22 protein-coding genes are annotated in these 25,507 nt (G+C 74.1%); 13 read left to right on the top strand and 9 right to left on the bottom strand.

Annotated elements, in window-relative coordinates; genetic code table 11:
• Nucleotides 1-89: 89 nt before the first annotated feature.
• The 3 genes from ACFVYX_RS28770 to ACFVYX_RS28760 form a co-directional block, all read right to left on the bottom strand.
• Nucleotides 90-797 (bottom strand): DsbA family oxidoreductase, encoded by a 708-nt coding sequence (locus ACFVYX_RS28770; RefSeq protein ID WP_389684402.1) that lies wholly within the window; start codon nucleotides 795-797, stop codon nucleotides 90-92.
• 65 nt (nucleotides 798-862) lie between these two features.
• Nucleotides 863-1,339, bottom strand: coding sequence for a GNAT family N-acetyltransferase (locus ACFVYX_RS28765; RefSeq protein ID WP_389684401.1), 477 nt, complete (start codon nucleotides 1,337-1,339; stop codon nucleotides 863-865).
• Nucleotides 1,340-1,345: 6 nt separating this feature from the next.
• The gene (locus ACFVYX_RS28760) at nucleotides 1,346-2,488 is read right to left on the bottom strand and encodes a helix-turn-helix domain-containing protein (protein WP_389684400.1); all 1,143 of its coding nucleotides are present in this window, start codon (nucleotides 2,486-2,488) and stop codon (nucleotides 1,346-1,348) included.
• A gap of 70 nt (nucleotides 2,489-2,558) precedes the next feature.
• On the opposite strand from ACFVYX_RS28760, the gene ACFVYX_RS28755 reads away from it, so the two are divergent.
• Nucleotides 2,559-3,932 (top strand): MFS transporter, encoded by a 1,374-nt coding sequence (locus ACFVYX_RS28755; RefSeq protein WP_389684399.1) that lies wholly within the window; start codon nucleotides 2,559-2,561, stop codon nucleotides 3,930-3,932.
• Between the two features lie 150 nt (nucleotides 3,933-4,082).
• On the opposite strand, the gene ACFVYX_RS28750 is transcribed toward ACFVYX_RS28755, so the two are convergent.
• Entirely contained in the window at nucleotides 4,083-4,997 is a 915-nt protein-coding gene (locus ACFVYX_RS28750; RefSeq protein WP_389684398.1) for an AraC family transcriptional regulator, read from the bottom strand.
• Between the two features lie 100 nt (nucleotides 4,998-5,097).
• Between ACFVYX_RS28750 and ACFVYX_RS28745 the strand changes: the two genes are divergently transcribed.
• A complete protein-coding gene (locus ACFVYX_RS28745; RefSeq protein WP_389684397.1) occupies nucleotides 5,098-6,141 on the top strand; it encodes a zinc-dependent alcohol dehydrogenase family protein in 1,044 nt (347 codons plus the stop codon).
• 12 nt (nucleotides 6,142-6,153) lie between these two features.
• Here ACFVYX_RS28745 and ACFVYX_RS28740 read toward each other — a convergent pair whose 3' ends face one another.
• Nucleotides 6,154-7,659 carry an aldehyde dehydrogenase (NADP(+)) gene (locus ACFVYX_RS28740; RefSeq protein ID WP_389684396.1) on the bottom strand — a complete coding sequence of 502 codons (1,506 nt, stop codon included), beginning with the start codon at nucleotides 7,657-7,659 and terminating at the stop codon, nucleotides 6,154-6,156.
• A gap of 151 nt (nucleotides 7,660-7,810) precedes the next feature.
• Between ACFVYX_RS28740 and ACFVYX_RS28735 the strand changes: the two genes are divergently transcribed.
• The gene (locus ACFVYX_RS28735; protein ID WP_389684395.1) at nucleotides 7,811-8,581 is read left to right on the top strand and encodes an IclR family transcriptional regulator; all 771 of its coding nucleotides are present in this window, start codon (nucleotides 7,811-7,813) and stop codon (nucleotides 8,579-8,581) included.
• Nucleotides 8,582-8,593: 12 nt separating this feature from the next.
• Here ACFVYX_RS28735 and ACFVYX_RS28730 read toward each other — a convergent pair whose 3' ends face one another.
• Nucleotides 8,594-9,091, bottom strand: a complete 498-nt coding sequence (locus ACFVYX_RS28730) for a cupin domain-containing protein (RefSeq protein ID WP_389684394.1) — start codon at nucleotides 9,089-9,091, stop codon at nucleotides 8,594-8,596.
• A gap of 163 nt (nucleotides 9,092-9,254) precedes the next feature.
• Between ACFVYX_RS28730 and ACFVYX_RS28725 the strand changes: the two genes are divergently transcribed.
• The 7 genes from ACFVYX_RS28725 (at nucleotide 9,255) to ACFVYX_RS28695 (ending at nucleotide 19,556) form a co-directional block, all read left to right on the top strand.
• Complete coding sequence (locus ACFVYX_RS28725; protein WP_389684393.1) at nucleotides 9,255-10,250, top strand: hypothetical protein; 996 nt, start codon at nucleotides 9,255-9,257, stop codon at nucleotides 10,248-10,250.
• Nucleotides 10,247-11,491, top strand: coding sequence for a sensor histidine kinase (locus ACFVYX_RS28720; RefSeq protein WP_389684392.1), 1,245 nt, complete (start codon nucleotides 10,247-10,249; stop codon nucleotides 11,489-11,491). Before ACFVYX_RS28725 ends, ACFVYX_RS28720 begins: the two co-directional genes overlap by 4 nt.
• A 41-nt stretch (nucleotides 11,492-11,532) precedes the next feature.
• Complete coding sequence (locus ACFVYX_RS28715) at nucleotides 11,533-12,150, top strand: response regulator (protein WP_389684473.1); 618 nt, start codon at nucleotides 11,533-11,535, stop codon at nucleotides 12,148-12,150.
• Nucleotides 12,151-12,245: 95 nt separating this feature from the next.
• Nucleotides 12,246-13,694: a peptidoglycan D,D-transpeptidase FtsI family protein gene (locus tag ACFVYX_RS28710; RefSeq protein ID WP_389684391.1), complete on the top strand. Its 1,449-nt coding sequence runs from the start codon at nucleotides 12,246-12,248 to the stop codon at nucleotides 13,692-13,694.
• A 328-nt stretch (nucleotides 13,695-14,022) separates the two neighbouring features.
• Nucleotides 14,023-14,415: a hypothetical protein gene (locus ACFVYX_RS28705; RefSeq protein WP_389684472.1), complete on the top strand. Its 393-nt coding sequence runs from the start codon at nucleotides 14,023-14,025 to the stop codon at nucleotides 14,413-14,415.
• Between the two features lie 291 nt (nucleotides 14,416-14,706).
• Nucleotides 14,707-16,773 (top strand): SpoIIE family protein phosphatase, encoded by a 2,067-nt coding sequence (locus ACFVYX_RS28700; protein ID WP_389684471.1) that lies wholly within the window; start codon nucleotides 14,707-14,709, stop codon nucleotides 16,771-16,773.
• A complete protein-coding gene (locus tag ACFVYX_RS28695) occupies nucleotides 16,770-19,556 on the top strand; it encodes a SpoIIE family protein phosphatase (protein WP_389684390.1) in 2,787 nt (928 codons plus the stop codon). The genes ACFVYX_RS28700 and ACFVYX_RS28695 overlap by 4 nt, the downstream gene beginning before the upstream one ends.
• Nucleotides 19,557-19,608: 52 nt before the next feature.
• On the opposite strand, the gene ACFVYX_RS28690 is transcribed toward ACFVYX_RS28695, so the two are convergent.
• A complete protein-coding gene (locus tag ACFVYX_RS28690) occupies nucleotides 19,609-20,742 on the bottom strand; it encodes a hypothetical protein (RefSeq protein ID WP_389684389.1) in 1,134 nt (377 codons plus the stop codon).
• Nucleotides 20,739-21,671: a 5-dehydro-4-deoxyglucarate dehydratase gene (locus ACFVYX_RS28685; protein WP_389684388.1), complete on the bottom strand. Its 933-nt coding sequence runs from the start codon at nucleotides 21,669-21,671 to the stop codon at nucleotides 20,739-20,741. The genes ACFVYX_RS28690 and ACFVYX_RS28685 overlap by 4 nt, the downstream gene beginning before the upstream one ends.
• 212 nt (nucleotides 21,672-21,883) lie before the next feature.
• Here ACFVYX_RS28685 and ACFVYX_RS28680 point away from each other — a divergent pair, with 212 nt between their 5' ends.
• The gene (locus ACFVYX_RS28680) at nucleotides 21,884-22,693 is read left to right on the top strand and encodes an NAD-dependent epimerase/dehydratase family protein (RefSeq protein ID WP_389684387.1); all 810 of its coding nucleotides are present in this window, start codon (nucleotides 21,884-21,886) and stop codon (nucleotides 22,691-22,693) included.
• Nucleotides 22,694-22,929: 236 nt separating this feature from the next.
• On the opposite strand, the gene ACFVYX_RS28675 is transcribed toward ACFVYX_RS28680, so the two are convergent.
• Entirely contained in the window at nucleotides 22,930-23,895 is a 966-nt protein-coding gene (locus ACFVYX_RS28675) for an AraC family transcriptional regulator (RefSeq protein WP_389684386.1), read from the bottom strand.
• Nucleotides 23,896-23,974: 79 nt separating this feature from the next.
• On the opposite strand from ACFVYX_RS28675, the gene ACFVYX_RS28670 reads away from it, so the two are divergent.
• Nucleotides 23,975-24,214 (top strand): hypothetical protein, encoded by a 240-nt coding sequence (locus tag ACFVYX_RS28670; protein WP_389684385.1) that lies wholly within the window; start codon nucleotides 23,975-23,977, stop codon nucleotides 24,212-24,214.
• Between the two features lie 36 nt (nucleotides 24,215-24,250).
• Entirely contained in the window at nucleotides 24,251-25,474 is a 1,224-nt protein-coding gene (locus ACFVYX_RS28665) for a TerD family protein (protein ID WP_389684384.1), read from the top strand.
• Nucleotides 25,475-25,507: the final 33 nt, after the last annotated feature.

The following is a 25,507-nucleotide window of genomic DNA, read 5'->3' as shown; positions in this document are numbered from 1 at the left end:
TTCCCCGCGATCACCCGTCAATGGCGATCCGATCGCGAGGAAACCCAAGCCGCGCTTATCTCCGCAGGTCAGAGGGGGAGGCCGGAGGGTCAGGCGCCCGGAACCTCGCAGGCGCCGTCCGGTCCGCACGCCTCCGCGCCGGAGCCGACGGGCTGGAGGACGCGGCCCTGCCAGGCCTGCTCCAGGGCCTGGGTGAAGACCTCGGCGGGCTGGCCGCCCGAGATGCCGTAGCGACGGTCGAGGACGAAGAACGGCACGCCGTTCGCGCCGAGTTCGGCGGCCTCACGCTCGTCCTCGCGCACGGCCTCGGCGTAGGCGGAGCCGTCGGCGAGGACGGCGCGGACCTCGGTCTCGTCGAGACCGGCCTCGACGCCGAGCGTCACGAGGGTCTCCGTGTCGAAGACGGAGCGCTCCTCGGCGAAGTTGGCGCGGTAGGCCAGGTCCAGGAGCTCGTTCTGCACCCCGCGGTCCTTGGCGAGGTGGAGCAGCCGGTGGATGTCGAAGGTGTTGCCGTGGTCGCGGCCCTCGGTGCGGTAGCCGAGGCCCTCGGAGTGCGCGTTGGACGCGACGTGCGCCTCCATGGCGCGGGCCTCGTCGAGCGTACGGCCGTACTTCCTGGCCAGCATCTCCAGGACGGGGCCGGTGTCGCCCTTGGCACGGTTGGGGTCGAGCTCGAAGGAGCGGTGCACGACCTCGACGTCGTCGCGGTGGGCGAAGTCCGCGAGCCCCTTCTCGAAGCGGGCCTTGCCGATGTAGCACCAGGGGCAGGCGATGTCGCTCCAGATCTCGACGCGCATGTGACTTCTCTCCGAGGGTTGCCGGTGGGGGTGTGCGGTCGCGACAACGTCACCGCCGGCACGGTTCATTCCGTTTCCGGGCCCAGTGTGAGCCGGAGCACGAGGTGGGCGCCGTCGCGCGGCTTCTCCGTGTCGGGGGTCCAGCCGTGGGCCGCGTAGAAGGCCTGGGCGCGCTCGTTCTTCTCGAAGACCTCCAGGCGGGCCTCGGTCACCCCGGCGGCCCGCCAGGCGCCGGTGCAGGCGGCGTGCAGCTCGGCGCCGACGCCCGCGCGCCAGCGGGCGGGGAGCACATGGAGCTGGGTGAGGTGCATGAGGCCGTCGCGCTCCCCGTACGCGGCGATCCCGGCGATCTCTCCGTCCCGTACGGCGCAGAGCACGGCCCCGCGGTCGACGGCCGCGGCCCATCCCGCCCGGGAGCGGGCGACCTCCTCGGGGCCGAGGAACTCGGCGTCGGGGACGTGTCCGCGGTAGTAGGTGGCACGGGCCTCGGTGTGGAGGGCGACGACTGCGTCGAGGTCGGCGGCGTTCGCGATTCTGATCATGCTCCTTCAGGACGCGCGGGGGAACGGACCGGTTGCGGTACGCGGGCGCGGGGGCACCTCCGGAGGGAGGGCGCTGCGGGAGCGCGCGGGCCTCACCGGAGAGACATCGGTACGCGCACGCGTGGGCGTCTCCGAAGGCGCGTCCGTACGCGCGCGTGTGGGCGCCTCCCCAGCGGTCGCCGGAGGCCCTGTGAGGCGGGTGAAGGCCGACCGGTAGGCGCTCGGGGTGAGGCCCGTGCGGCGCAGCAGATGCCGGCGCAGGGAGTCCGCCGTACCCAGGCCGCTGGCCCGGGCCACCCCGTCCATCGGGAGCGCGGTGGTCTCCAGGAGTTCCTTCGCCCGCTCCACGCGCTGGTGCAGCAGCCACTGGAGCGGGCTGACGCCGGTCTCGGCGTGGAACCGCCGCGAGAGGGTGCGGACCGAGACCCCGGCGTGCCGTGCGAGGTCGGTGAGGCCGAGGGGTACGTCGAGGTGTTCCATGGCCCACGCGCGCGTGACGGCGAAGGAGACCCCCCGTTCGGGCGGCAGCGGGGTCTGGGTGAACTGGGTCTGCCCGCCTGGCCGTACGGGTGCGACGAGGGCGAGGCGGGCCACGGTGTTGGCGACGGCGGCGCCGTGGTCGGTCCGGATGACGTGCAGGCAGAGGTCGATGCCCGCCGCGTACCCCGAGGAGGTGAGCACGGGCCCGTCCTGGACGAAGAGGACGTCGCCCTGGAGGTCGACGGCCGGGTGGCGGGCGGCGAGCAGCGGCCGGTAGGTCCAGTACGTCGTCGCCGCCCGGCCGTCGAGCAGTCCGGCCCCGGCGAGCGCGAAGGCTCCGGTGCAGAGGGAGGCGATGCGCCTGCCCGCGGCCGCGGCGCCGCGCAGGGCGTCGAGGATGCGCGGGTCGGGGTCGGTGGAGGTGCCGCTGCCCGTCAGGATCACGGTGTCGGCGTCCGCGACGGCGTCGAGGCCGTGGGGAACGACCAGGTCGAGGCCGCCTGTGGTGGCCACGGGCCCGGGGTCGGGGGCGCAGATGACCGTCTCGTACCCGGGTTCGCCGTCGATCTCGACCTTGCCGAACAGCATCTCGGGGATGGCCAGGTTGAACATCGAGACGGGCGGGACGGCGATCACGGCGACGCGCCGGACCCGGGGCGGGACCCTCATGGCCAGAACCTCCGGAGGTATGGCATTCGGGCCGCTACTGTACGGCTCCGCCGATCATGAAGCTGGGGGCATGTCCTTCACGCTCCGCCGCCCCGAGGCCTCCGTCGGCCGGCCCGCTTCCCCGAGGCCCGCCCTGGCCGCCGCGATGCTCGGCTTCGCCCTCATCACCCTCGACACGTCCGTCGTGAACGTGGCCCTGCCGGCGATCGGCGCCGACCTGGGGGCCGGGACGGCCGGGCTGCCCTGGGTGGTCGACGCGTACACGCTCGTCCTCGCCGCGCTGCTGCTGTCCAGCGGGGCGCTCACCGACCGGGTCGGGGCGAGCCGGGCGTACGGGGCCGGGGTTGTCGTCTTCGTCCTCGCCTCGGCGGCCTGCGGTCTCGCCCCGGGGTTTCCGGCGCTCCTCGCGGCCCGGGCGGTGCAGGGCGCGGCGGCGGCCGTGATGCTGCCGGCCTCGCTCGCGCTCGTACGGGAGGCGTACGGCGATCCGGCGCGGCGGGCCCGCGCGGTGTCGCTGTGGGCGGCGGGCGGCACGGTCGCGGTGGCGCTCGGGCCCGTCGTGGGCGGGGCGCTGACCACGGGGTGGAGCTGGCGGGGGGTCTTCTTCGTGAACCTGCCGCTGGGGCTGCTGGCGCTCGTCCCGCTGACCCGGGTGGCGCGTTCGGCGCGCGGGTCCGCCCCGCTCGACCTGCCGGGTCAGCTGACGGCGGTGACGGCGCTCGGGGCGCTGACCTTCGCCGCCGTCGAGGGCGGTACGGAGGCCTGGTGGGCGCTGGGGCTCGCGGGCTGCGCCTTCGCGGCGTTCCTGATGGCGGAGGCGCGGCGGCGGCATCCCATGGTGCCGCTGGGCCTCTTCCGGAACACGACGGTGGCCGTGGCGATGGCGGCGGGCTCGGCGAACAGCGTGGCCTTCTACGGGACGCTGTTCGTGTTCAGCCTCTTCTTCCAGCAGGTGCTGGGGCTTTCGGCACTGTCCGCGGGACTGATGTTCCTGCCGATGACGGGGCTGCTCGCCGGGGTGAACCTCCTGTCGGCGCGGGTGGCGGCGCGGTACGGGGCAAGGCTGCCGGTCGTCCTGGGGCAGGCGGTCGCGGTGGCGGGTCTCCTCGGGCTGCTCACGGTCGACGCGGACTCCTCGCGGGTGGCGCAGGCCCTGCTGCTCGTCCCGCTCGCCCTCGGCGCGGGCTTCTCCCTCCCCCCGCTGATCGCCTCGATGATGGAGGCGGCCCCCGCGGAGCGCGCGGGCACGGCCGCGGGCCTCCTGAACGCGGTCCGGCAGACGGCGGGCACCCTCGCGGTCGCCGTGTTCGGCTCGATGGCGGCCCGGTCCGTGGAGACGGCCCTGCGCACGAGCCTCCTGATCAGCGCGGGCCTCCTGACCCTGACGGCCCTGGCGTCCCTGCGCCTGCCGGGCCGCCGGGTGACGGAGGCGTCCGGAGAATGAGGCCGCATCCTGTCAGGTCGGTCACCACTGTCGGGCTCGGGTCCTCCGCCGCCGAGGAAGCCGCCTCGTCGCCCCGCGCAGCTCCGGCATCCCGTGGGCGCGCGGGGAGGTCGGCCGGAGCGAACCGGGCGGACGTCGACTGCCTTGTCCTCAGGCCCCCTTGCGGTACTGCCCCGGCGCCACTCCGTACTCCCGTTTGAAGGCCTTGGCGAAGGCGAACTCCGACGAGTAGCCGGAGCGTTGGGCCACCACGCGGAGCGGGAGGTCGGCGGAGCGGAGCAGGCGGCCCGCCGTGGTCATCCGCCACCAGGTGAGATACGCGAGGGGGGAACGGCCGACCAAGGCCGTGAACCGGCGGGCGAAGGCGGCGCGGGAGAGGCCGGTCAGGGCGCCGAGTTCCTCGACCGTCCACGCGCGCGCGGGATCTCCGTGGAGGGCGCGGAGGGCCCCCGCGACGGCCGGGTCGCCGAGGGCCGCCGACCAGCCGGTGGACCGGTCGGCGCGTTCGGTGAGCCACCAGGTGCGCAGGAGGTACAGCAGCAGGGTGTCGAGCAGGGCGGGCACGACGGCGTCGGCCCCCGGCTGGTGTTCGGCGAGTTCGGCGCCTAGGAGGTCGACGGCGGCGCGCAGCCGGGGGTGGGCGCCGACCCGGGCGGGGAGGTGGACGTACGGGGGCAGTTCGGTGAGGAGCGGGTGGGCGCGGGCGCGGCTGAGCTGGTAGGCGCCGCACAGGAGCAAGGTCTCCTCGCCGTCGACGGGTCCACGGACGGGCGGGGTGGGCCAGGAGCCGTCGGGGGCGGGGCGGGCGTCGACGAGGGGGGTGTCGGGGTGGTCGGCGAGGCCGTGGCCGGCGCCGTGGGCGAGGAGGACGACATCGCCGGGCCCGAGCCTGACGGGGGCGGCGCCGTCCGGGGGCATCAGCCAGGCGGCGCCCTGGAGAACGACGTGGAATCCGGCGCCCTTGCTCTGCGGGAAACGGAAGCCCCAGGGGGCGAAGCGGACCGTGCGGGAGGAGTGGGGGCGGCCGGTGCGCATGGCGGCGATGGCATCGCTCAGTACGTCCATTCCGGCACCGTACTCGCCTCAGGGTGTGCGAGACGATCGGACATCGAGGGGAGCCATGAGGACATGGATCGTCTCGCCCCGTCCTCCTAGGGTCGACGTCATGACGACAACGGATGTGACGACGAGGGCAGTTCTCTTTCACGAGCTCGGCGGTCCCGAGGTGCTGAAGGTGACGGAGGTGCCGCTGCCGGCCCCGGGACCCGGTGAGGTGCTCGTACGGGTCCAGGCGATCGGGCTCAACCGCGCCGAGGCGCTGTTCCGCGCGGGCACCTACTACTACCCGCCCACGCTGCCGGGTTCGCGGCTCGGTTACGAGGCGGCCGGGGTGGTGGAGGCGGTCGGTGCGGGGGTCACGGCGTACGCGCCGGGCGATCCGGTGATGGCGGCGGCCAACTTCGACTTCGGGGTGCACGGCGTGTACGCGGAGCGGGTGGTGCTGCCGGAGGAGTACGTGGTGGCCCGCCCGGAGGGGGTGGACGCGGTGACGGCGGCGGCGGTCTGGCTGACGTACTTCACCGCGTACGGAGGCATGGTGCTGACCGGCGGCCTCGGCCCCGGCGACCACGTGGTGATCACGGGCGCGTCGAGCGGGGTGGGGACGGCGGCGATCCAGACGGCGCTGCGGGTCGGTGCCGTGCCGATCGCCACCACGCGCCGCGAGGGCAAGCGGAAGCGGCTCCTGGAGCTCGGGGCGGCGCACGTGATCGTGACGGAACCCGAGGGCGCGGGGGACGGAGGGCAGGCGGGGGACGCCGGGGACCTGGTCGCGGAGGTGCGGCGGATCACCGGCGGGGCCGGGGCGGACCTGGTGTTCGACGCGATCGGCGGGCCGGGGTTCGCCCGGCTCGGCGACGCGCTGCGGCCCGGTGGCACGGCGGTGCTGTACGGGTGGCTGGACCTGCGGCCGACGGCCCTGTCGATGAACTGGCCGCAGACCGTCCACACCTACGCCAACGGGGTGCTCGCCAGGACCGAGGAGGGGCGCCGCCGCGCGGCCGGCTTCATCGGCTCGGGGCTGCGCGACGGCTCCCTCGCGCCGGTGATCGCCGAGACCTTCGACGGTCTGGAGCGGATCGCCGACGCCCATCGCCTGATGGAGTCCGACGCGCACCTCGGGAAGATCGTGGTGCGCGTCGGATCCTGAGGCCTGGCGGGCTCAGCGGCGGGGCAGCCCCAGGGGGTTGGCGTCGCGGAGCTCCGGCGGGAGCAGGTGGTCGGGGGTCGACTGGTAGGTGACCGGGCGCAGCCAGCGCTCGATCGCGGTCGCGCCGACCGAGGTGGACGTGGAGGTGGTGGCCGGGTAGGGGCCGCCGTGGTGCTGGGCCTGGGCGACGGCGACGCCGGTGGGCCAGCCGTTGACGAGGACGCGGCCGGCCAGCGGGGTGAGTTCGGCGAGCAGCGAGGCGGCGTCGGCGTCCTCGCCGGCCTCCGTGGCGATGTGGAGGGTGGCGGTGAGGTTGCCGGGCAGCCGGGAGAGGACCTCGGTGATCTCGGTCCGCGAGTCGTAGCGGGCGACGACGGTGACCGGGCCGAAGCACTCCTCCAGGAGGAGGTGGTGCCGGTCGCCCTCGGTGAGCAGGGCGGCGTCGACGGCCAGGACTCCGGCGCTGACCGTGTGCTCGTCGCCCGCGCCGGGGGTGACCGGGGCCCGTACGCCGTCGAGCGCGGTGCGCTCGGTGACCCCGGCGACGAAGGCGTCCCGCATCCGGTGGTCGAGCAGCACGGCCGGTCCGGTCTCGGAGACCCCGGCGGCGAGGGCGTCGAGGAAGCGGTCGCCGGCTTCGCCCGAGGGGGCCAGGACGAAGCCGGGCTTGGTGCAGAACTGGCCGCCGCCCAGGGTCATGGAGCCGGCGAGGCCCGCGCCGATCTCCTCGGCCCGTTCCTCGGTCGCCGCGCTGGTGAGCACGACCGGGTTGAGGGAGCCGAGTTCGCCGTGGAAGGGGATGGGGACGGGCCGGGCGGCGGCCGCGTCGAAGAGGGCCCGTCCGCCGCGGACCGAGCCGGTGAAGCCCGCCGCGGCGACGAGCGGGTGCCGGACCAGTTCCACGCCGGCGTCGAAGCCGTGAACGAGGGTGACGACGTCCTCGGGGAGGCCGGCCTTGGCGGCGGCCCCGCGCAGCAGGGTGGCGCAGAGCGCGGAGGTGGCCGGGTGGTCGGGGTGGGCCTTGATCACGACGGGGCAGCCGGCCGCGAGGGCGCTCGCCGTGTCGCCGCCGGGGACCGAGAAGGCGAGGGGGAAGTTGCTGGCGGCGTAGACGGCGACGACGCCGAGCGGGATCTTCCAGCGGCGCATGTCGGGCCGGGGCGGGACGGCGCCGGGGTCGGGCAGGTCGATCCGGATGTCGAGGAAGGAGCCCTCCTCGACGACGTCGGCGAAGGCCCGCAACTGACCGGTGGTGCGGGCGAGTTCGCCGGTGAGGCGGACCGGTCCGAGCGCGGTCTCGGCGTCGGCCGTCTCGACGATCCGCTCGCGCGCCCCGTCGAGGACGTCGGCCGCGGTACGGAGGAAGGAAGCCCGTACGCCGCGGTCGGCGAGACTCTCACGGACGTCGTGGGCGGCCCGTACGGACCGGTCGACGTCCTCGGCCGTGGCCTCCACCGCGACCTGTTCGCGCGGCTTCCCCGTCCGGGGGTCCACACTCCACACTGGTTCTGCCGCCACCGCCACGCCCCTGTTCGCTATTCTGAACACAGTTCTTGTAGATGAACGCATCTGTACGGGACTCTAGGGACGGCCGGGCCGTCTCCACAAGGGGCCCCGTTCGGCCAGGTGGCCACGGGACGACCGGACGAACGGAAATGGGGCGAGGGTCATGGCGACTGCCGACGCGGGCGGAGCGCAGGTGAAGTCCGCTGTGCGGACCGTGGAGCTGCTCGAGTACTTCGCCGGCCGCCCCGGGATGCACTCGCTGGCCGCCGTCCAGGAAGCCGTCGGCTACCCGAAGTCCAGCCTGTACATGCTGCTTCGCACCCTGGTCGAACTGGGCTGGGTGGAGACGGACGCGACCGGCACCCGGTACGGCATCGGGGTGCGGGCGCTGCTCGTCGGCACCTCGTACATCGACGGCGACGAGGTGGTGGCCGCCTCCCGGCCCACCCTGGACCGGCTCTCCGACGACACCACCGAGACCATCCACCTGGCGCGGCTCGACGGCACCAACGTCGTCTATCTGGCGACCCGTCAGTCCCAGCACTACCTGCGGCCGTTCACCCGGGTCGGGCGGCGGCTGCCCGCGCACTCGACCTCGCTCGGCAAGGCGCTGCTCGCCACCCACACCGACGAGCAGGTGCGCAAGCTGCTCCCGGAGACCCTGCCGGCGCTGACCGAGCACACCATCACCGACCGCGAGCAGCTCATCGAGGAGCTGCGTGTCATCCGTGAGCAGGGCTTCTCGGTGGACCGCGAGGAGAACACGCTGGGGCTGCGCTGCTTCGGCATCGCGATCCCGTACCGGACCCCGGCGCGGGACGCGATCAGCTGCTCGGTGCCGGTGGCGCGGCTCACCCCGGCCCACGAGCAGATGATCAAGGACGCGCTGTTCGACGCGCGGGACCGGCTGACGCTGGCGACCCGCCGCCTCTGAGCCCCTGGGGACTCAGCCCCGCTCGGCCAGGGCCGCCTGCCAGACCGGGCTGTCCACGTAGTGGTTGTCGTACTGCTCCGACGAGGCCTTGATCTCCTCGAAGCTCGCCTCACCGCGCATGACCCGGCCGAGGAGCCGCAGGTAGTCGAAGCGGGCCATGCCGGGCGTGAAGACGAACAGCACGTCGGCCTCGGCGCCGGGCGCGGCCGCGAAGGCGTGCGGGGTGTGGGGCGGGACGAGGAGGAAGTCGCCCTGCTCCAGGACGGACAGTTCCTCGCCGACCAGGACCTGGAGCGAGCCGCCGAGCACGAAGAACATCTCCGAGGCCCTGGTGTGGAAGTGCGCCGGGGCACCGACCGCTCCCTTCGCGAAGGAGGAGCGGTAGCTGGTGAGCCGGCCGCCGGTGGTGTCCGAGTCGGCGAGCAGGGTCATCACGCTGCTGGGGTCGGCGGTGGTCTCGGCGTCGGCGGCGCGGGTCAGGAGCGGGGCGAAGGGCGCGTTCTCGTTCATGATCCTTACTCTAGAGGGCTATTGACCATGCCCAGGGGTGCAATTGATCATCAAAAACATGGGTCAATTCACGTGAGGAATGAGGGCTCCTCCCCCGCGCGGCGGAGACGGATCACCGGTGCGCAGGACGTGGCACCGGGCCGCCACGCGCGAGCGTGGAGCCATGACACAGACCGCGCACCTCCCCGCCCCCGCACCCCGCGCCGACCACCGCACCAGCACCGCCCGCCGGGCGCTGCGCGTGCTCGCGATCCTCGCCTGCCTCCCGTACATCTCGCTCAAGATCGCCTGGGTGGCGGGCAGCGAGATCGGCATCCCGGCCGGGAGCGTGCTCCTGGAGCACCCCAGGATGCTGGCGATCGGCAACGCGGTGACGGTGCTGGCCGACGCCCTCGTGATCGTCCTCGCCCTGCTGCTCACCCAGGCCTGGGGCCGGCGGTTCCCCGCCTGGCTGCTCGCCCTCCCCATGTGGGCGGCGACCGGACTGCTCGTCCCGATCATGACCGGATACCCGGCACAGCTCGTGGTCGCCGCCGTCACCGGCGACGAGCGGGCCGCCGCACCCGCAGAACCCTTCCTGGACCCCTGGGTCTTCGCTGTCGTCTACGGCGGCTTCATCCTCCAGGGCCTCACCCTCGGCACCCTCTTCGTCCTGTACGCCCGGGACCGCTGGGGTCACCTCTGGAGCGGCCGGCTCGGCGAGCTGCCCGCCCGTACGTCCGGGCCGGGAGTGCGCGTCGCCGCCCTGGCCGGCTCGGTGACCGCGCTCGTGTCGGCCGTGCCGCACCTGCTGTGGGCGGTGGGCGCGACCACCGGCCTGTCCGCCCGGCGGATCGCCGAGCGGGACGCCGACTTCCACGTCCTGGAGGCCCAGTGGCTCGGCTTCCTCCTCGTCGCCGTGGTCTTCACCCTGCTCCTGGTCCTGCGCAGGCCCGCCGGGGCGCGGGTCCGCTCCACCCTCGCCCTGGCCTGGACGGCGTCGGCGGTGGTGGGCTGCTGGGGTGCCTACATGTCGCTCGTCGCGCTGCTGCCGGAGACGGATCCCGCCGAGCGCGTCCCCGAGCTCGTACAGCTGTCCTACGCTGGCGACATGATCACCGGGTTCCTCCTCGCCGCGTGCGTGGCAGTCGTCCTGCGGCGCCGGAGCGCCGAGGCGTGAGACGGTACGCGGCCGCCCTCCTCGGGCAGCGGGCCAGGCGGCGCTGGCTCCATCTGATCGTGGGCGGCGCGCTGTTCATGCCGTTCTGGATGGTCGGCTCCGTGATCGTCGCGCTGCTGCTCGGCGGCGGCGGCGGGATGTTCTCCGGGGGGATCGGGGGGCAGTTCGGGGCGTACGCGGCGGGGTTGCCGCTCGTCACGGTCGCCGCGCTGTCCCCGCTGACCCGGCCGATGTCTGCCGCGGCGGCGCGGGCGCTCTGCGGGGTGCCGGCGGACCGGTTCGCGGACGGCCCGGCGCGGGGCACGGAGGCGAGGGCCAGGACGGCCGGCTGGTTCACCCTGCACCTGGGCGTGGGAGCGCTGATCAGCGGGGCGACGCTGGCGCTGCCGCCGTTCGCGGTGTCGGTGATGGCGCTGCCGTTCTCGCCGGCGCTCCGGGAGTCGGAGCTCGGCAGGCTGTGGGGGCTCGACCGGCCCTGGTGGGGCTGGGCGGCGCTTCCCGCGGGGCTCCTGATGCTGCTCGCGCTCGCCGCCACGGCCGCCGGGACCGGCGCCCTGCTGGCCCGGCAGGCGCCCCGGCTGCTCGGACCGAGCCCGAAGGACCGGCTCGCGGCGGCCGAGCGGCGCGCGGCGGAGGCGGAGTCCCGCAACCGGCTGGCCCGGGAGCTGCACGACTCGGTCGGTCACGCGCTGAGCGCGGTCACCCTCCAGGCGGGGGCGGCCCGGCGGGTCCTGGACAGCGGGGCCGGAACGGACCTGGCGTTCGTGCGGGAGGCGCTGACCGCGATCGAGGAGACCACCCGGCGCACGGTCGGCGAGCTGGACCGGGCCCTCGGCCTGCTGCGCCGGGGCGACGAGGTCGCGGAGGGCGTGGGCCCGGGGCTCGACGCGCTCGGGTCCCTGGTGCGGGGCGCGGGGCCGAGGGTGGCGCTGACCGTGTCGGGCGACCTGGGCACCGTACCGGAGGCGCTGTCCCGGGAGGCGTACCGGATCGTTCAGGAAGGGCTGACGAACGCGGCCCGGCACGCGGGCGGGGAGCCCGTCACCGTACGGCTCGACGCCGGTACCGAGAAGATGGAGATCACCATGGAGAACCCCCTGCCCGAGCGGCCCCCGGTCGCCCGTCCGAACGGCGGGCGCGGGCTGCGCGGTGTCGCGGAGCGGGCCCGGCTGCTCGGCGGCACCGCGGAGGCCGGCCCGGTGGACGGTGTCTGGCGTCTCGCGGTCAGGATCCCCCGGTGAGCGCGGCCGCGATCAGGGTCGTCCTGGCCGACGACGAGCGGATGGTGCGGACCGCCCTGCGGGTCATCCTGGACGCGGAGTCCGGCATCGAGGTCGTCGGGGAGGCGTCCACCGGCGCGGAGGCGGTGTCGGTGGTGCGGGCCGAACGGCCGGACGTCGTCCTGATGGATGTGCGGATGCCGGAGATCGACGGTATCCGGGCCACCGAACAGATCCTCGCCGGGATGGCGGAGCCGCCGCGGATCGTGGTGGTGACCACCTTCGAGAACGACTCCTACGTGTACGACGCGCTGCGCGTGGGCGCGGCCGGCTTCCTCCTGAAGCGGGCCGCGGCGGAGGAGCTGGTCGGCGCGGTCCGGCTGGTCGCGCGGAGCGACTCGCTGCTCTACCCGGCGGCCGTACGGGGCCTGGCCGCCGAGCACGCCCGCCACCGGCCGCCCGTTCCGCCGCCGTGGGTGGGGCGTCTCACCGAACGGGAGGCGGAGGTGCTGCGGCTTGTGGCGACGGGCCTGACGAACGCGGAGATCGCGGACCGGATGGGCGTCGGCGCGGCCACGGTCAAGACGCATGTGGCGGCGGTCCTGGCGAAGTCGGGCGCCCGCGACCGTACGCAGGCGGTGATCCTGGCGTACGAGTCGGGGTTCGTACGGGCAGGGTGAGACCCGGCCCGCACGACCGTCCCGGATGAAGGTTCCCTGAGAAACCGGACACATCCGGAACGTCTCCTGCCGGCCCGTTCGTCCCCACAGGTGCGATGAACAAGACGATCAGGCACACGTCGGTCTTCGTGCTGCTCCTGGTGCTCGCCCTCCTGGGCCGGGCCACCTGGGTGCAGGCGTACGAAGGCAAGGCGCTCGCGGACGACTCGAAGAACCGGCGGAAGACCATCGCGCAGTACGCGCAGCCGCTCGGCGACATCGTCGTGGCCGGCTCGCCGGTCACCGGCTCGAAGAGAACGGAGGGGGACGACCTCGCGTACAAGCGCACGTACACGGACGGCGAGCTGTACGCGGCGGTCACCGGCTACAGCTCCCAGGCGTACGGGGCCACCCAGCTGGAGGGCATCTACGACGACGTCCTCGACGGCACCGACGACCGGTTGAAGAACCCGCTCGACGCCCTCACCCGCAAGCAGCAGGATCCGGGCACGGTCATCACCACGATCGACCCGGACGTACAGAAGGCCGCCTACCGGGCGCTCGGGAACAAGAAGGGCGCGGCCGTCGCGATCGACCCGGCGACCGGCCGGATCCTCGCCCTCGCCTCCACCCCGTCCTACGACCCGTCGAAGATCACCGGGACGACGGATGGCGCCGCCTGGAAGGAGCTGACCACCGACGAGGACAAGCCGATGGTCAACCGGGCCCTGCGCCAGCCGCTGCCGCCCGGCTCCACCTTCAAGCTGGTCGTCGCCGCGGCGGCCCTGGAGGACGGCCTTTACAGCTCGGTGGACACGGCGACGGAGAGCCCCGACCCGTACACCCTCCCGAACACCCGGACCGTGCTGAAGAACGAGAACGCCTCGGCGCCCTGCGAGAACGCCACGATCCGCACGGCTCTCCAGTACTCCTGCAACAACGTCTTCGCCAAGATGGCCGCCGACCTGGGGCAGGACAAGGTGAGGGCGATGGCGGAGAAGTTCGGCTTCAACGACGCCGAGCTCGACGTCCCGGTCCGCGCCTACGCGAGCGTCTACCCGTCCGGCATGGACGCGGCGCAGACCGCGCTCACCGGCATCGGGCAGTTCGACGTGACCGCCACCCCGCTCCAGATGGCCATGGTGTCGGCGGCGATCGCCAACGACGGCCTCCTCGCGGCCCCGCACATGGTCTCGGAGGTCGTCGACTCCGACGGCGACGCGCTGACCTCGTTCAAGGACGGGGACAGCGAGCGGATCGTCTCCGCCTCGACGGCGGAGCAGCTGCGCAGCGCGATGGTGACGGTGGTCGAGAAGGGCACGGGCACCAACGCGGCGGTGGACGGCGCCGAGGTCGGCGGCAAGACGGGCACGGCCCAGCACGGCGAGAACAACAGCAAGACGCCGTACGCCTGGTTCACCTCGTACGCGAAGGACCCCTCGACCGGGAAGGGGGTCGCCGTCGCGGTGATGATCGAGGACTCGGGCGCGGCCCGCTCCGAGGTCAGCGGCAACGGCCTGGCGGCGCCGGTGGCGCAGAAGATGATGGCGGCGGCGCTGAAGTGACCTGGGGCGGGACGGGGTTCGGGGACGCCTGAGGGGCGAGCGGGGCCCCGCGAGAGGGGATTCGGCGGGCCCGATTAGCCGTCGCACCCCGCGAGAGGGGATTCGGCTGGCCCGATGGGGCGTCGGCCCCCGCGAGACGGGATTCGGCGGGCCCGATGGGCCGTCGCACCCCGCGAGACGGGATTCGGCGGCATCCGATTGGCCGTCGGACCCCGTCACACGGTATGCAGGGCACGCTCGCGTTCGAGCACGTTTGCGAGCCCCGACCCCGTACTCACCTCGCGGAGGACCCGCCGTGCGCCTGCCCCGTTCCCTGTCCGGCTGGACCATGGCGGTCTTCGGCGTGCTCGCCGCCGCGCTGGGGGTGGTGGGCCTCGTCGTCCCGGACGCCCTGCTCACGGTGATGGGCTTCGAACCCGTGCCCGCGGACGGCCGCGCGGACGGCGACCACACCCTCGTCTTCCTCACGGCGTCCTCGATGGCCGCGCTCAACATGGGCGTCTACTACGTCCTGGCCTCGCTCGCCGACTGGAAGCCCTTCTTCCGCTGGACGGTCCCGTTCCGGCTCCTCACCTGCGCGGTCTTCACCCTCGCGGTCGTCACCGGCCGCGCCCCGGCCGGTTTCCTGGGCGTGGGCCTGTGGGAAGGCCTGGGCGCGGTGGTGACGGGGGCGGCGCTGCGGCACGAGAGGCGGGGGGCGGCGGCCCCGGAGACCCCCTAGGGAAGGTGACCGATCCGCGGGGCCGACGGGGGCGGGGGTCGGGTGGCGGCCACCACGAACACCCTGGTCCTCGCCCCGAACGCGCCGGCCCTCGCCCTCGGCGCGGGCCTGGTGGCCCTGGTCGACGTCCGCGTTCTGCCGCCGCTGCTCGCGGTGGCGGGCACGGCGTGGGCGGGTGGCACCGGCCGTACGGATGCCCGGCCGTCACGCGTGACCGGCGGCGCTCGCGGTGCGGGGCGACCGGCGGGCGGCGAGCATGGAAGGAGGCGCGCGCGGCGGGAGGAGGGCAGTGTGACGGCCGGTTCCTTCCCGGGGGCGACGGGGCGGGTGGGTGTGCCCCTGGACGGCAAGGGGCTCCTCGACGTGATCGGGGTCGCCGCGATCGTCGTGGACGCGCGCGGCCGGATCGTGCTGTGGAGCCCGCAGGCGGAGATCCTGTTCGGCTTCCGCTCCGACGAGGCGCTCGGCCGGTACCTGGCCCGGCTGATCGTCGGCGCCGAGCACCGGGAGGAGGCGATGCGCCTCTTCGGCGAGATGCTGCGCGAGGGCGCGGCCTGGGCCGGCACCTTCCCCGTACGGCACAAGGACGGCAGCGTCCGGCGCGTGGAGTTCCGCAACATGCGGCTCACCGACGACCTGGGCGGCCTGTACGCGCTCGGGATCGCCGCCGACCACTCCGCCGTCGAACGGGTCGAGACCGAACTCGCCCTCACGGACCGGCTCGTCACCCAGTCCCCGATCGGCCTCGCCGTCGTGGACGGCGACCTGCGGTACGTCCTGGTCAACCCGGCGCTCGAACGGATCAACGGCGTACCGGCCACGCTGCACATCGGACGGCGGATCGGCGAGGTGCTGCCGCTGTTCGACACGCGTGTCATCGAGACGTCGCTGCGGACCGTACTGGCCACGGGGGCGCCTCTGCTCGACCGGCACATCGTCGGACGGACGCCCGCGGACCCCGACCGCGACCACGCCTGGTCGGTGTCCTTCTACCGGCTGGAGGGGGCCGAGGGCCGGATCCTGGGTGCCGCGACCTCGGTGATCGACGTGACCGAGCGGCACCGGGCGGACACGGTCGCGGACCGGTCCCGGCGGCGGCTCGCGCTGATCGCGGACGCCTCGGCCCGGGTGGGCACCACCCTGGAGGTGGAGCGGACGGCGGACGAGCTCGCCTCGGTGGTGGTCCCGGAGCTCGCGGACATCGCCGCCGTCGACGTCCTCGACTCCGTCCTGACGCTGCGGAGGCCGGGCGCGCCGGAGGAGGGGCCCGAGCTGTTCCGGGCGCTGGCGGTGAAGGCGGCGGCGCGGACGGAGGCGCTGCCGGCGGCGGACCCGCCGGGGGCGGTCGCGATGTACGGGGCGGACCGGCTGGTCACCCGCTGTGTGCACACCGGTCTGCCGGTCCTGGTGGAGCACGTGGGCCCCGGTGATCTGTCCCGGATCGCACGGAGCCCCGAGGCGGCGGAGCTCCTCGCCCGGGCCGGGGTGCACTCGTATCTGGCGGTGCCGCTGATCGCGCGCGGCGAGGTGCTCGGCGCGCTCGACCTCAAGCGGGACCGGAACGCGCTGCCCTTCGACGGCGACGACGTGCTGCTCGCGACGGAGCTCGCGGCCCGCGCGGCGGTCAGCATCGACAACGCGCGCTGGTACCAGAGCGTGCGGAACTCGGCCGTGACGCTCCAGCGCAGTCTGCTGCCGGGCACGCCGCCGGAGCGCGCGGGCCTGGAGATCGCGGCCCGCTACCAGCCGGCGCAGGCGTCGAGCGAGGTCGGCGGCGACTGGTACGACGTGATCCCGCTGCCCGACGACAAGACGGCCCTGGTCGTCGGGGACGTCATGGGCAGCGGGATCGACGCGGCGGCCACGATGGGGCGGCTGCGGACCGCCACCTGCGCGTTCGCGGACCTCGATCTCGCGCCCGCCCAGGTGCTGCGGCATCTGGACCGGATCACGGCGGGCCTCGAGCACTACATCGCGACCTGTCTGTTCGCCGTGCACGACCCGGCCCTGGGCCGGTGCCGGATCGCGAACGCCGGCCATCTGCCGCCGGTACGGGTCCCGGCGGAGGGACCGGCCGAGCTGGTGGACATGGAGCCGGGGCTTCCGCTCGGGGTGGGCGGCGCGACGTTCCGTACGACCCGGGTGCCCTTCCGGCCGGGGGACCTGCTCGTGCTGTACACGGACGGTCTGATCGAGACCCGCGACGAGGCGATCGACGAACGGCTCGCCCTGCTGGTGGGCCTGCTCGACAAGGCGCGCGGGCCCCTGGAGGAGACCTGCGACACGCTGCTGCGGGCGCTGCGCCGTCCGGGCGCCGCGGACGACGTGGCGCTGCTCATCGCCCGGAGCACGGGATGACGGCCCGGGAGCGGTGGGCCGAGCGGCGGGCGCGCGAGCGGCGGCCCGGTGGGGGCGGGCGCGGGACCGGGCTGCGGAGCGTCGCCGGGCAGGTGTTCGCACTGGAGGCGCTGATCGCCCTCCTGGTGATCGCGGCGGCCGTGTTCGTGACGTTCCACCAGGCGCGCAGCGACAGCGAGCACGACGCCCAGATCCGTTCGCTCGCGGTCGCGGAGGCCTTCGCGAAGGCGCCCGGCGTCGACGACGCGCTGACCTCCGCCGACCCGACGGCGGAGCTCCAGGACCGGGCGGAGGCGACCCGGCGGGCGACGGGCCTGGACTTCATCGCGGTCCTCAGCAGGGACGGCGTGCGGTACACCGATTCGCAGCCGGAGCTGATCGGCCGCAAGGCGACCGGCGACCTGACGCGTGCGACGGTGGACGGCGAGTCCTACACCGAGCTGTTCCGTGGCGCCCCCAACGACGCCGTACGGGCCGTGGTGCCCGTGGTCGACGACCGGGGCAGGATCGTCGGCCTCGTCACCAGCGGCATCGAGGTGGAGAACATCACGGACGCGGTACAGGGGCGGCTGCCGCTCCTCATCGGCGCGGCGGCCGGCGCGCTCGTGATGGCGGTGGGCGGGGCCGCCCTGGTGAGCCGGCGGCTGCGGCGGCAGACGCACGGCCTCGGCCCGGCCGAGATGACCCGGATGAAGGAACACCACGAGGCCGTCCTGCACGCGGTCCGCGAAGGGGTCCTGATCGTGGGCGCCGATCACCGGCTGCTGCTCGCCAACGACGAGGCGCGCCGGCTGCTCGGGCTCACGGAGGACGCGGAGCGGCGGCACGTCTCGGAACTGGGCCTCGACCCGCGGACGGTCGAGCTCCTGGAGTCGGGCCGGTCGGCGACGGACGAGGTGCACCGCGCGGGCGACCGGCTGCTCGCGGTGAGCGTGCGGCCCACGCTCCCGGCCGGGCGCGAGTCCGGTTGTGTGATGACGATGCGGGACACCACGGAGCTGGCCGCCCTCAGCGGCCGGGCGGCGGTGGCCCGCGGCCGGCTCCAGCTGCTCTACGAGGCGGGGGTGCGGATCGGAACGACGCTGGAGGTCGTACGGACGGCGGAGGAGCTGGCGGAGGTGGCGGTGCCGCGGTTCGCGGACTTCGCGACGGTGGAGCTGCTCGAACCGGTGCTGCGGGGCGAGGAGCCGCCCGAGTCCTCGTCGGCGACCACGGAGATGCGGCGGACGGCGCTGAGCGGGCTGCGGCCCGACCAGCCGCTGCAGCCGGTCGGGGACACCGTACGGTTCGACGTCCCCAGCACGCCGATGGCACGGGCCCTGGACGCGGGTCACGCGGTGGTGCAGGCGGAGCTGGCCTCGGCGGAGGGCTGGCGGGCGCAGGACCCGGAGGGGGCCGCGCAGGCCCTCGCCTTCGGGATGCACTCGCTGCTCACGGTGCCGCTGCTGGCCCGTGGGGTGGTCCTCGGGATGGCGAACTTCTGGCGGGCGGACACTCCGGAGCCGTTCGGGGAGGAGGATCTGTCGTTCGCGGAGGAGCTGGCGGCGCGGGCGGCGGTCGCGATCGACAACGCGCGCCGGTTCACCCGGGAGCACGCGATGGCGGTGACGCTCCAGCGGAGCCTGCTGCCCCGGGTGCTGCCCGAGCAGAGCGCGGTGGACGTGGCGTACCGGTATCTCCCGGCCAAGGCGGGGGTGGGCGGCGACTGGTTCGACGTGATCCCGCTGCCGGGGGCGCGGGTGGCGCTGGTGGTGGGTGACGTGGTGGGGCACGGGCTGCACGCGGCGGCCACCATGGGACGGCTGCGGACGGCGGTGCACAACTTCTCGACGCTCGACGTGCCGCCGGACGAGCTGCTCGGTCATCTGGACGAGCTGACGGGCCGGATCGACGCGCGGGAGTCGGAGGGGCCGGAGGGCGAGGGGCGGCGGCGCGAGGAGGGCATCACCGGGGCGACCTGCCTGTACGCGATCTACGATCCGGCGTCCGGCCTGTGCACGGTGGCGAGTGCGGGGCATCCGGGGCCGGCGCTCGTGGGTCCCGACGGGCGGGTGGAGTTCCCCGAGCTGTCGCCGGGGCTTCCGCTGGGTCTTGGTCTCGGCGACGTGCCGTTCGAATCGACGGAGCTGTGGCTGCCGGAGGGCAGCAAACTGGTGCTCTTCACGGACGGCCTCCTGGAGAACCGGGCGCGTGACCTGGACACGGGGCTCGGGCTGCTCCGGTCCGCGCTCGCCCACTCGGACCGGAATCCGGAACAGACCTGTGCGGACGTCCTCGCTACCCTTCTGTCGCCGACGCCGAGTGACGACATCGCTCTCCTCGTGGCCAGCACGCGGCTGCTGGAGCGTGACCGGATCGCGGAGTGGGAGGTGGCCCGTGACCCGTCGGCGGTGTCGCCGGTGCGGAACGCGGCGGCGGCGAAGCTGGCGGAGTGGGGGCTCGACGGGCTCGCGTTCTCGGCGGAGCTGATCCTCAGCGAGCTGATCACGAACGCGGTGCGGTACGGCGCCGACCCGGTGCGGGTACGGCTGCTCCACGACCGGACGCTGATCTGCGAGGTGTCGGACGGCAGCAGCACCTCGCCGCACCTGCGCCACGCGGCGGCGACGGACGAGGGCGGCCGCGGGCTGTATCTGGTGGCGCAGTACGCGGAGCGCTGGGGCACCCGGTACGCCCGGCGGGGCAAGACGATCTGGGCGGAGCTGCGGGTGGGCGCGGAGGGTGCGGAACCTGCGCCCCCGGTGGTGCCCGACCTGGACGCCCTTGAGGATCTGGCCTGGTGAGCGGGGTGTCCGGCGGATCACGGCGGGGACGGCCGGATCCGCCGGGACGGTCTCAGCTCAGCTTCCGCAGGGCCGTGCGGACCGCGGTCAGATCCTCGTCGGAGGCGAGTCCCGCGTGGTAGAGCCGCAGTTCCGTCGCGCCCGCGTCACGGGCGTCCTCGGCGTCGTGGGCCAGCCGTCCCGGGGCGCCGCCCATGCCGGAGACGACGGACAGGTTCGCGGCGATGACGGTGTCCTGGCGGGCGTGCGCGGCGAAGGCCGCGACCCGGGGCGGGCGGGCGACCACACCGTCCGCGAGGCCCAGGACGTGCGCCGGGTCCGTGCCGGAGTCGGCGCCGCAGCGGTACGGGTCGGGGTCGGCGTGCAGCAGGATCCGGAAGCCGGGCGGGGCCGCTGCCCGTACGGCGGCCACGGTGGCTTCCTGGAAGGTGCGCGCGGTCCGGGCGCGCCAGGCGAGGACCGGGGCCTCCAGGTCGCCGAGCCCGCCCGCGGGGCCCGCTCCGGCCCAGACCGGTTCCAGGGCGGCGCGGACGGCGGCGGCCAGCTCGTCGGGTTCTGCGCCCCCGTCCCCGTATCCCGTGCGGCAGGAGGGGCAGAAGCAGAGCGACATCAGGTACTGCTCCCGCTCCCCCAGGGCGACGCCGCCGGTCTTGTCGTGGGCGTGCAGGTGGGCGAGGCCGTACCAGCCGCAGGACTCCAGCTCGGTGCCGGCCGCGCCGGGCCGTACGGCGGCCTCGGCGGCGAGGCCGACGAGCAGGGTACGGACCTCGGGGCGGGCGATGCAGGGGGCCCAGGGGTAGCGGTCGCCGTAGGCGTTGACGACGGAGGTATCGGGATGCTCGGCGCCCAGGCGGGAGTTGTGGGCGAGGACGACCCAGCTGTGCACCTCGACGCCGGTGGCGGCGAGGGACTCGGCGGCCCGCCCGAAGGAGTCGCCGGGCGCCCACCGCCCCGCGGGGTACGGGCGCAGCGGGCGGTCCGCCCAGCGGTCGTGGTCGGGCGGGTAGAGCACGGCGGCGTGCTCGGCGGTGACGACGCGGTGCGCCGGGTGACGGGGGGTCAGCGCCCTTGTGGAGTGGTAGGCGGCGGCGAGGGTGATCTGCGCGACGCCGAGCCCGGCGAGGAGCGCGGGCGCTGCGGGGTCGCCGTCGATGTCCCAGGGGTAGGCGAAGGCTCCCGCCCTCATGCTCCGGCCTCCTTCAGGAGGGCCCGGCCGCGCTCGACGAGCAGCATGAGCTCGTCGATGTGCTCGGGGGCGGGGTCGCTGAGCGGGGGCCGTACTCCGCCCACGTCCAGGCCTCCCCTGCGGACCGCCGCCTTCACGAGCGAGACGGCGTACCCCCGTCCCTGGGAGCGGAGTTCGACGAGGGGCCGGTAGAAGCCGTCGACGAGCAGGTTCGCGGTGGTGGTGTCGCCGGTGGTGAGGGCGCGGTGGAAGGCGAGGGCGATGTCGGGGGCGAAGCAGAAGACGGCGGAGGAGTAGAGGGTGACGCCGATGCCCCGGTAGGCGGCGCCGGTGAGTTCGGCGGTCGGCAGGCCGTTGAAGTAGAGGAGGTCGAGGCCCTCGGCGCGGACGGCGCTGACGATCCGCTGCATGAGGTCGAGGTCGCCGAGGCCGTCCTTGAGGCCGATGATGCCGTCGGTGCGGGCGAGGGCGACGGCGGTGGCGGGGGTGAGGATCGCGTTGTCGCGCTGGTAGACGATGACGTCGAGCGAGGTGGCGGCGGCGAGTTCGGTGTAGTGGCGGAGCAGTCCTGCCTGGTCGGCGACGACGAGGTACGGCGGCATGGCGAGGAGCCCGTCGGCGCCGGCCTCCTCGGCGAGCCTGGCGTACTGGACGGCGAGTGCGGTGCCGTAGCCGGTGCCCGCGACGACGGGGACGCGGCCCGCGGTCTCCTCGACGGCGGCGGCGACGCAGTCCCGGAACTCCTCGGGGGTGAGGGCGTGGAACTCGCCGGTGCCGCAGCAGGCGAAGACGGCCGCGGCGCCCGCGTCGACGCCCGCGCGCACGTGCGCGCGGAAGGTGTCGAGGTCGACGGAGCCGTCCGGCGCGAAGGCGGTGACGGGGAAGAACAGCAGGCCGTCGAGCCGGCCGGCGAGCGGGGCAGTGGTCACGGGCACTCCTGGGAATCCGTCGTGCACAGCCGTCGTGTGCACAGTTATGACTGTCATCCATATTCTTGAACAGCGACGCTCCGCACGCTAGAACAGCCCGGAGGGGCGGTCAAGGAGAGAACGCGGTCTATCGCACGCTCTTGACGCTCCGTCGCACCGCTCCCTAGCGTGTCCACGGTTGTGAATAACGCCCATCAGAGGAGACCTGCTCCATGTCCGCACCCCGCACCGTCCTGCTCACCGGCGCCGCCGGGGGCGTCGGCACGCTGATGCGGGAGCTGCTGCCCCCGTACGGCTACGAGCTCCGCCTCCTGGACGTCGCCCCGGTGCCGGGGGCCCCGGACGCGATCGTCGCCGACCTCGCGGACCGGGCGGCGCTGGCCGAGGCGGTCCGGGGCGTCGACGCGATCGTGCACCTGGCGGGCATCTCCCTGGAGTCGAGCTTCGAGAAGATCATGGCCGCCAACATCGCCGGGACCTACCACCTCTATGAGGCCGCGCGCGAGGAGGGCGTCCGTCGCGTGGTGTTCGCCTCCAGCAACCACGCCGTCGGCTTCACCCGCCGCCCCCGCGAGGGCGAACCGCTCGTCCCGGTCGGCACCCCGCACCGCCCCGACACCTTCTACGGCCTCTCCAAGTGCTTCGGCGAGGACCTGGCGCAGCTCTACTGGGACCAGCACGGCATTGAGACCGTCTCCGTCCGCATCGGCTCCTGCTTCCCCGAGCCCACCTCGGTGCGGATGCTGTCGATGTGGCTCAGCCCCGCCGACTGCGCCCGGCTGCTGCACACCACGCTCACCGCCCCGGACGTCGGCCACACGGTGGTGTACGGCTCCTCCGCCAACACGCGCGCGTGGTGGGACCTCTCCACGGCCCGCGCGCTCGGCTTCGAACCCCGGGACGACTCGGAGGCGTACGCGGAGAAGCTCATCGCCGAGAAGGGCCTCCCGGCCGAGGGCAGCGCCGACGACCTCTACCTGGGCGGCCACTTCTGCGTGGACCCGCCCCGGTGGCCGCACTGAGACGGCGGACGGACGGACCGCGCGGAGGCGGAGATACGCAGGACCCGGCCGGACTGATACGGGGGAGCCGGCCGGGGCCCGGGTCGCGGCGCGCGCTGGCAGACCGGACGTGATCACCGTAGGCCGGGCCGAAGATCATCGCGAGCCGCGGAACGCGGCACCTGTCCGGATTGCGCGGTGGGTCGTCGCACCGGGTCACGGCGGGATGCCCGCGCCACGGCCGGCGGGCGGCGCTCTCAGCGTGACGCGCGCAGGGTGCGGGACGGCGACTCGCCGAACTTCTCCCGGTAGCTCGCCGCGAACCGGCCCTGGTGGGCGAAGCCCCAGCGCCAGGCCACCTCGCTGACGCTCACCTCGTCCGGCGCGGCCGCCCGCAGCTCCTCGCGGACCCGGTCGAGGCGGACCTCCCGTACGTACGCCATCGGCGACATCCCCACGTACTCGCGGAACGACTCCTGGAGGCGGCGCACGCTCACCCGTGCCAGGGCCGCGAGCTCCGTGGTCGTGAACGGGTGCTCGGGCCGTTCCCGCACCGCGTCCATCGCACGCTTGACGGGGGCCGGCCGCCGCGGCTCCCCCGGATGGGCCAGCGCCTCGCGCCAGGGATGCTCGGCGGCGAGCAGCAGCCCGTTGAGCAGCGCCTCCTGCAGGGGCCCCGCCACCAGTTCGTGCCGGGCGATGCCCTCCCCCGCGAGCGCCTCCGCGGCGACCTGGCGGGCGAAGCGCACCCAGCTCAGGCCGGGACCGCGGCTGATGTCCAGGCCGGGCGCGAAGACCAGCGGACCCCGGGGCGGGCGGCCGATCAGTCGCTCCAGGCGGTCGCGCAGCTCGGCCGCCCCGATCTTCACCGACAGGGTCCGGCAGTCCCCGCTCCAGCGGTCGAGGAAGGTGTCGCCCGCCGGGTCGAGGAGCAGCGCCTCGCCGGCCGTCGCCACGATCGCGGACCCGCCCTGGCGCATCTCCATCCTGCCGCTGAGCGGAGCGTTCAGGTGGTACGCGCCCAGTTCCCCGAAGCTCATCCGCACATCGGCACCGCAGCTCAGGTCGCCGATGACCAGCGGGCCGAGCTCGACGGTGTCGAAGCGCGCCGCGAAGGGGCGCCGCTCCCGGTCGACGACGTCCATCCGGTTCGCGTAGTAGCGGGCGTCGAGCTCCTCGCGCGCCTCGTCCACGTCCCGCGTCCGGAAACGGCTCCCCGCCACGGCCTCTCCCCCCACCCCACCCATGGGTCGAAAGAATATTCATATGACGGATCTGACCGGGAACGGCAGGATGCCCGTCATGCCACGACCCCATGGATTCACCTACGAGCGGCGCCGCGACGGCTCCGTCGTCCTCACCCACCTCGGCCGCGCCGCGGGCGTGCTGCGCGGCGGGCGGGCCGAGAAGTTCCTCGCCGAGGTCGGGTCGGGTGACGAGCAGCTGGTGATGGCCCGGTGGACGGGCGCGTACCGCTTCGGCAACGAGCGGCAGGCCAGGAACCATCCGCGTCATCAGGGTGGCCGAACCCGGCGGGGGTGAGGGAACGGCGAGGGTGCCCGGATCGTTAGCCCTGGCATGACCGCTATGACCCCCGGCTCGAACATCCCTCTCACCGTCACGCGCGTGGCGGTGGACGTCGCCGCCCCGGTGCGGCTCGACGTCTCGGGCCTGCTGCTCGGCGCCAACGGCAAGGTGCGCTCGGACGACGACTTCATCTTCTACAACCAGCCGTCCGGCCCCGGTGTCACCTACCGCTCCGGCGGCGGTGCCGCCCCCGACGCGATCCTGGTGGACACCGGCGCAGTCCCGGCCGGGATCGAGAGGATCGTCGTCACCGCGAGCCCCGACGCCGCGGGCCAGACCTTCCAGGGCATCGAGCCCACCGCCACCCTGCGGAACGCGGACGACGGCAGCGTCCTCGCCACCTTCACCCCGCCCCAGCTGGCGACCGAGACCGCGCTCGTCGTCGTCGAGATCTATCTGCGCAACGGCGCGTGGAAGGCCCGCGCCGTCGGCCAGGGCTATGCGAACGGGCTCGCCGGCATCGCGACGGACTTCGGCGTCTCCGTGGACGACGAGCCGGCCGCCGCCCCGGCGGCGGCTCCCGTCGCGCCCGCCCCCGTCGCCCCGCCCACGCCCCCGTCGGCACCGCCCGTCGCCCCGGTGGACCCCCGGATCGCGGCCGGTGCGCCGTCCGCTCCCCCGGCCGCCGCCCCGAGCGGCAAGATCAACCTCGACAAGGGCCGGGTCAGCCTCCAGAAGAACCAGACCGTGTCCCTGGTCAAGGGCGGCCGCCCGCTGCTCTCGCAGGTCAAGATGGGCCTCGGCTGGGAGCCCGCGTACCGGGGCAAGGACATCGACCTGGACGCCTCCGTCATCGCGTACGGCCCCCAGCGCAACCACCTGGACAGCTGCTACTTCGGCAAGCTCTCCATCCTGGGCGGCTCGGTGAAGCACTCCGGCGACAACCTCACCGGTGAGGGCGCGGGCGACGACGAGGTGATCGTCGTCGACCTCGGCCGTCTCCCGGCCGAGGCCACCGGTCTGGTCTTCACGGTCAACTCCTTCTCCGGCCAGAAGTTCACCGAGGTCGCCAAGGCCTACTGCCGGCTGATGGACGCGGCGACGGGCGAGGAGCTGGTCCGCTTCGACCTGACCACCGCGGAGCCGCAGACCGGCGTGATGATGGCCAAGCTCATCAAGCAGTTCAGCGGTGAGTGGGAGATGACGGCGATGGGCGAGTTCGTGAAGTCCCGGACCGTCAGGGGCATGGTGAAGCCGGCCGCCCAGTCCCTCTGAGCGACCGGCCACCAGGTCCAGTCGTCGCACTCC

This window comes from Streptomyces sp. NPDC058326, from assembly GCF_042879855.1.
GTDB lineage: Bacteria > Actinomycetota > Actinomycetes > Streptomycetales > Streptomycetaceae > Streptomyces.
This window is presented reverse-complemented; position numbering and strand designations above follow the sequence as displayed.